The sequence below is a fragment of the Enterococcus dongliensis genome (genome assembly GCF_031927985.1).
Classification (GTDB): Bacteria; Bacillota; Bacilli; order Lactobacillales; family Enterococcaceae; genus Enterococcus_A; species Enterococcus_A dongliensis.
This window is the reverse complement of record NZ_JARPZC010000036.1, coordinates 1-5,634: the sequence shown is the minus strand read 5'-3', so window position 1 is coordinate 5,634 and position 5,634 is coordinate 1. Positions and strand designations below refer to the sequence as shown.

General features: G+C 32.8%; 7 protein-coding genes. All 7 read left to right on the top strand.

What is annotated here, in order from left to right:
• On the top strand, positions 1-388 hold a 388-nt coding region (locus tag P7D84_RS13505), incomplete at its 5' end, for a PTS sugar transporter subunit IIB (protein ID WP_311806767.1).
• A 19-nt stretch (positions 389-407) separates the two neighbouring features.
• Complete coding sequence (locus P7D84_RS13500; RefSeq protein ID WP_311806765.1) at positions 408-1,190, top strand: PTS mannose/fructose/sorbose/N-acetylgalactosamine transporter subunit IIC; 783 nt, start codon at positions 408-410, stop codon at positions 1,188-1,190.
• Complete coding sequence (locus P7D84_RS13495) at positions 1,180-1,989, top strand: PTS system mannose/fructose/sorbose family transporter subunit IID (protein ID WP_016179131.1); 810 nt, start codon at positions 1,180-1,182, stop codon at positions 1,987-1,989. The genes P7D84_RS13500 and P7D84_RS13495 overlap by 11 nt, the downstream gene beginning before the upstream one ends.
• Before the next feature lie 16 nt (positions 1,990-2,005).
• A complete protein-coding gene (locus tag P7D84_RS13490; RefSeq protein ID WP_049222273.1) occupies positions 2,006-3,007 on the top strand; it encodes a hypothetical protein in 1,002 nt (333 codons plus the stop codon).
• The gene (locus P7D84_RS13485; RefSeq protein ID WP_311806763.1) at positions 3,007-3,756 is read left to right on the top strand and encodes a hypothetical protein; all 750 of its coding nucleotides are present in this window, start codon (positions 3,007-3,009) and stop codon (positions 3,754-3,756) included. Before P7D84_RS13490 ends, P7D84_RS13485 begins: the two co-directional genes overlap by 1 nt.
• Before the next feature lie 83 nt (positions 3,757-3,839).
• Positions 3,840-4,493 (top strand): HAD family hydrolase, encoded by a 654-nt coding sequence (locus tag P7D84_RS13480; RefSeq protein ID WP_016252579.1) that lies wholly within the window; start codon positions 3,840-3,842, stop codon positions 4,491-4,493.
• 282 nt (positions 4,494-4,775) lie between these two features.
• On the top strand, positions 4,776-5,634 hold an 859-nt coding region (locus P7D84_RS13475), incomplete at its 3' end, for a sigma 54-interacting transcriptional regulator (protein ID WP_311806761.1).

Genomic DNA, 5,634 nt, shown 5'->3' with positions numbered 1-5,634 from the left:
ACTGATCGCAAACGATGATGTTGTAAATGATTCGTTTAGAAAACAAACGTTAAACTTAGCAAAACCGAATGATACGAAGCTTATTTTTAAAAGTATAGAGGATTCAATTAAAGCAATAAAAAGTGGTGTTACAGATAAATATAGTGTGTTTATCGTAGTCGAAAATGTTCATGATGCTTATAGATTAACTAAAGCTGTCCCAGAGATTAATAAGGTCAATTTAGGTTTATCTGCTAAGAGAGAGAATACTGAAAACATTGCAAAAGCTGTTTATGTTACAGAAACTGAGATTAAGGAATTAAATGAATTAGTTGGTTCAGGAGTAGAAGTCTTAGTAAAACAAGCACCAAACGATGCGAATGTTGAATTTAGATCACTTTTGAAATAGAAAGAAGGAGATGAGTTCTATGGTTGTACAAACGATTGGAATATTTTTAATTGCCTTGATTGCAAATATGCAAGACTTTTTGGGAGCCTCATTTATTGGTAGACCCTTGGTTACAGGTCTTTTTGTAGGATTACTTTTTGGTGATGTAACGCAAGGATTGATCATGGGAGCTACTTTAGAATTAGCTTTCTTAGGTTTGATGGGGGTAGGTGCAACAGTTCCCCCAGATGAAATCATTGGAGGAATTTTAGCAACAGCACTTGTTCTAAAAAATGGATATGGCGTAGATGTAGCATTAACACTCGTTTTACCAATAGCCGCTTTAGGATTAGCAATCAAAAATATTTTATACGTTATCATTTTTCCAGCGATGACACATAAAGCGGATAAATTAGTTGAACAGGGGAAAATTAAACAAGCAGCAAATATGCATCTAATCGCATCATTTACCAGAATTATTATGATGACAACCGTAACCACAGTTGCATTTGTTATCGGTAGTAGTACTGTTGATGTGATTTTAGATTTGATTCCACAAGCTTTTATTGATGGTATGAACATTGCTACTAATATTTTACCAGCGGTCGGATTTGCAATGTTAATTAATATGACTTTTTCAAAAAAAGTTGCACCCTTTTTCTTCTTGGGATTTGTTTGTTCAGCTTATCTACAATTGGATATGATTGCTACAGCAATTGTGGGAGCAATCTTTGCAGGAATTATGTATATTATCTTGGATACCATTGAAAAGAGCAAAGGACAAAATAACAACGGTGGAGAGGAGCAATACGATGACTTCTAAAAACTTAACTAAAAAAGATTTAATGGGAATTTTTTGGAGATCTATGCCGATGGAGGCCTCATTTAACTACGAACGTATGATGAGTTTAGCCTTCTCTTACTCAATGAGTGGAGTAATTCAAAAGCTTTATTCCGACGTTAATGATCAAAAAGCAGCAATGCAAAGACATTTAGAATTCTTTAATTGTACTTCTGCGACATCTCCATTTATTGCTGGTGTAGCTGCTTCAATGGAAGAGAGAAAAGCAAATGATCCTTCATTTGATGAAAGTTCAATTAATGCGATGAAAGCTGGTTTGATGGGACCGATTTCAGGTATAGGTGATTCAATTTTCTGGGGAAGCTTAAGAATTATCGCAAGTGGGATAGGTATTTCACTAGCAAAGCAAGGTAGTATTTTAGGTCCTATTCTATTTTTAATAGTGTTTAATGTCCCAAATGTATTGGTCAGATATTTTGGAACATTATGGGGATATAAAGCTGGAGTCACATTTATAGAAAAAATGTCTAGCGGTTTAATGGAAAATATTACGTATGCGATAAATATTCTCGGTAATACCGTTATTGGAGGTATGGTAGCGTCAATGGTAATCATTAACATCCCTGTAAAACTAACCAATGGGAAAGATGCTCAAACTATTCAAGGCTTACTAGATTCTATGATGCCTGCACTATTACCGTTACTGATTACTTTCTTGTTTTGCAGACTGTTAAAGAAAGACGTTAAAGTAATTTATATCTTACTAGCTATTTTAATTGTTAGTGTTCTAGGTGCTATTTTTGGATTTTTATCTGTATAAAAAGGAGAGTAAATTGATGTATTTCAAATCAGAAAATTTTGTGAACGATTACCAAAAGGTTGTAACCCAGTTTAATGATGTAGAAAAAATTGCTAGAAATTTGCAACAAAGAAATATTACAAAACTTTACCTAATAGGTTCTGGCGGAACATATACAAAGTTTGTTGATATGCGGCCAATGCTTTTTGAAAAAATTGATATTCCATTTTTAATTGTCAGCCCAGAAGAACTGTCTGAGTTATATTTTGATCAAATTGATGAAAATACATTGCTGATCGTGGGAACAAAGACTGGAGCTACTGAAGAACTAATTGATGTTTTGAAGAAAGCGAAAGAAAAAATTCCTGAAGTTATGATTTATGGATTTATTGGTGATGACGAGACAGAGTTAGATAAATTAAATATTTTAAGCTATCGTACTAGTTCTGTGGATACAGATGTACATTTAGTTCTTTTTGGTTGGTTCATTCTATGCTTTACAGAGAATGATGATATCATTTTATCTGAATACAAAAAGGAGTTAGAGTTAGTAGGAGAAAAGGTAGCTTCAGAAATTTCGAGAAATGAGGAAACCGCTATTAACTTAGTACAATCTTCAGATCCAAGCCGCATGCAAATGTGGGTTACATCTGGGCGATTATGGGGTGAAGCGTGTTGCTTTTGCAATTACATTTTGGAAGAAATTCAATGGATTCAGGCACAAGCTATCCATTCATCAGAATTCTTCCATGGTCCTTTCGAATTGATAAGTGATGACTTTCAGGTAAATGTGGTTTTGAATTCTAGAGAAACTCGAAATCAAGATCTTCGTGTAAAACAATTTATTGATCAACACTCAACTGCTTCAAATACAATTGATATGAAAAATTTCAACATCGAAGATTTTGCTGATGAGTTAATCAAATTTATTGAGCCATGGTTGCTAAATCATTATTATGACTTACTACTACGTATCTATGAACAAAAAACAGGAAAGTCAGCAAAAACTCGTCGATATTATCGTGTAATGGAATACTAATGGACGTTTATACCCTCTTTGAATTTCTATCGATTCATTTTCAAATCATCCATTTTCAAAACAAAAAGAAAAAATTTGTTAAATGGTTTAGTAGTGTATTTACAAATGATTCGATAACTCAAAAAAGTCCTAATTTTTTTTATCGAGATGAGTCAACAAAGACAATTGTTGTGAATATTACTACTCCAGAATGGAGCATATTTGGAGATCGTTTTCAGACACAAAAAAATAGAGAAAGATATTTGAAGAAGTTAGGGATAACAAAACTTATCTCAATGATTGCTTTCATTATTCTATTGTTCCTGACTACCAGAGCATTTAATCAAGGAAGTATTATTCTATCAATCATACTTCTTCTTTTATGTCTCTCTCTTTTTATTGCGGGTATTGGTATTCCGAAAAAGTATAGTTTTTCTTCACTTGCTACGGTCGCTAGCGCGATTACTTGTTTCTTGTCTGATGATCAGTGCTCCATATATTTCGTTGAAACGGAAAATCAGCTGTATTCTGATCTTCCTTCGTTTATTAAAAGTGAAACCATTTGGATATTTGACGATCTTTATAATGGAGACATTTTAACTTGTAAGTCCAAAAAAATAGACGATAGAACATGTAATTACTTGCAGAGCATAAAGAAAGATAATCAAGAGATATATTTAATAAATAAACAAAGAGATAAAACTACTGTTCCACCCAAAAAATTAATAAGTAGTTTTCGAGAAATAAATAATGAAATCACCAAATTTTGATAGAATGTTGTGATGTCTTATTCACATGATTTCAATTTTGGAACTTTTTTGAAAATCGGAAGGGATCATGTTAGGAGGAAGTAATGAAAAAAGGGATCGTTTTTGATTTTGATGGAACTTTAGTTGATAGTGAGAATTTAGTGTATGAGGCTATTCATGATTTCTTATATTATGAATTTGATTATGACTATACTCAGGAAGTCTATCAATTATCAATCGGGCAAGTAGAAGGAAATTTCATCAAGGATCTAGAAAAACGAGTTGGACGAAAGATCAATCAAACGCAATTAAATGAAGCAATAAAACAAGCACAACGTTTAGGCTATCGTAACTTACCTTTGCGACCAGGAATTGAGGATATTCTTTTAAAGTCTAGACAAAATGGCCTGAAATTAGCTATTGTTTCTAATTCTTGTATTGAAGAATTAAATTTCTTTTTCAATTATCATCTCGAAATTCGAAAAATATTTGATACAGTTATAACGATTGAGGATGTAAAAAAGGGGAAACCCGCACCAGATGGATATTTGGCCTGTATTTCAATGATGGGATTAACACCAGAAGAAGCAATTGCTATCGAAGACAGTCCAACAGGTGCGTCTGCTGCGCTTAATGCGGGACTACGAACAATTATATATCCCAATAAACTTACTGAAAAATTGAAATTTCCTTGTGAAGGAAGAATAATTGATGATATAAAAGAAATAACTACGAAGTTATTGTGTTTAAACTATTGAATGCTTTAGCTTGGTTTTATGTATCCTATCACTTATAGAATACGATTGGACTATATACTTCAATAGTTCGATCTTTTTTTTTAATTACTGAAGTCGTTAATAGAACGGATTTCAAATTTAAAAATATATAATTTAACAACCAATGTGAGTAGAGAAAAGCCACCTTAATGATTTATGTAAACCTACTTATATGATAGAAAAAGTAAAAACCCAATTTGACCTATATGTGCTTTAAAAGTAGACTAAAAAGAGAGAGTGAGTTTTAGAAAGTGGTGGTATAGAATGAAAAGGGAGATTTTGAAATATGTTGAATCACTAAATAACGAATCAATTTCTATTGTAGATGAAACATTTGCGACTTCAGCTACTGATATTTGTGAGCGATTCAATATTAAACGTAATACAGCAAGTAGATATTTGAATGAGTTAGTGACAGAGGGATATTTGATAAAAATTAACACTCGACCTGTATTGTTTCTGAGCAAGAAACATACGGAAGAAGCCTTAAATATTGAGTGTGTGAAAAAAGAATATTCTTCCTTAGATGAGCTGCTACATTACAATGAAGAAGATGTATTTGACATAGTTATTGGACGAAATGGTAGCCTTAGAAATGTGATTGATCAATTAATTTCTGCAGCAAATTATCCTGGAGGACTTCCAATTCTTTTTCAGGGAGAATCTGGAACAGGTAAAAGCATGTTGGCTAGAAAAGTATACGATTTTTGCTTACAACAAGGTATCCTTGAAAAAGATTCGCCCTTCGTTGTTTTCAATTGTGCACAATATTTTAATAATCCTGAACTACTTTCAAGCCAGTTATTTGGATACAAAAAAGGTTCTTTTACAGGAGCAGAAAATGATCGTGGCGGATTGATCGAAGAAGCAGAAGGAGGTATTCTTTTTTTAGATGAGGTTCATCGGCTGTCTCCAGAGGGTCAGGAAAAATTGTTTATTTTGATGGATCAAAAGATCTTTAGTCGCATTGGAGAAACCGAAAATAAGAGGAAAGCTAATGTTCGTTTGATTTTCGCTACGACAGAGGACATTCAATCAGTTTTTTTACCGACTTTTTTAAGAAGGATTCCTATGGTGTGTAAACTGCCTAATTTTTCAAATCGTACATATAAAGAACGAGAAG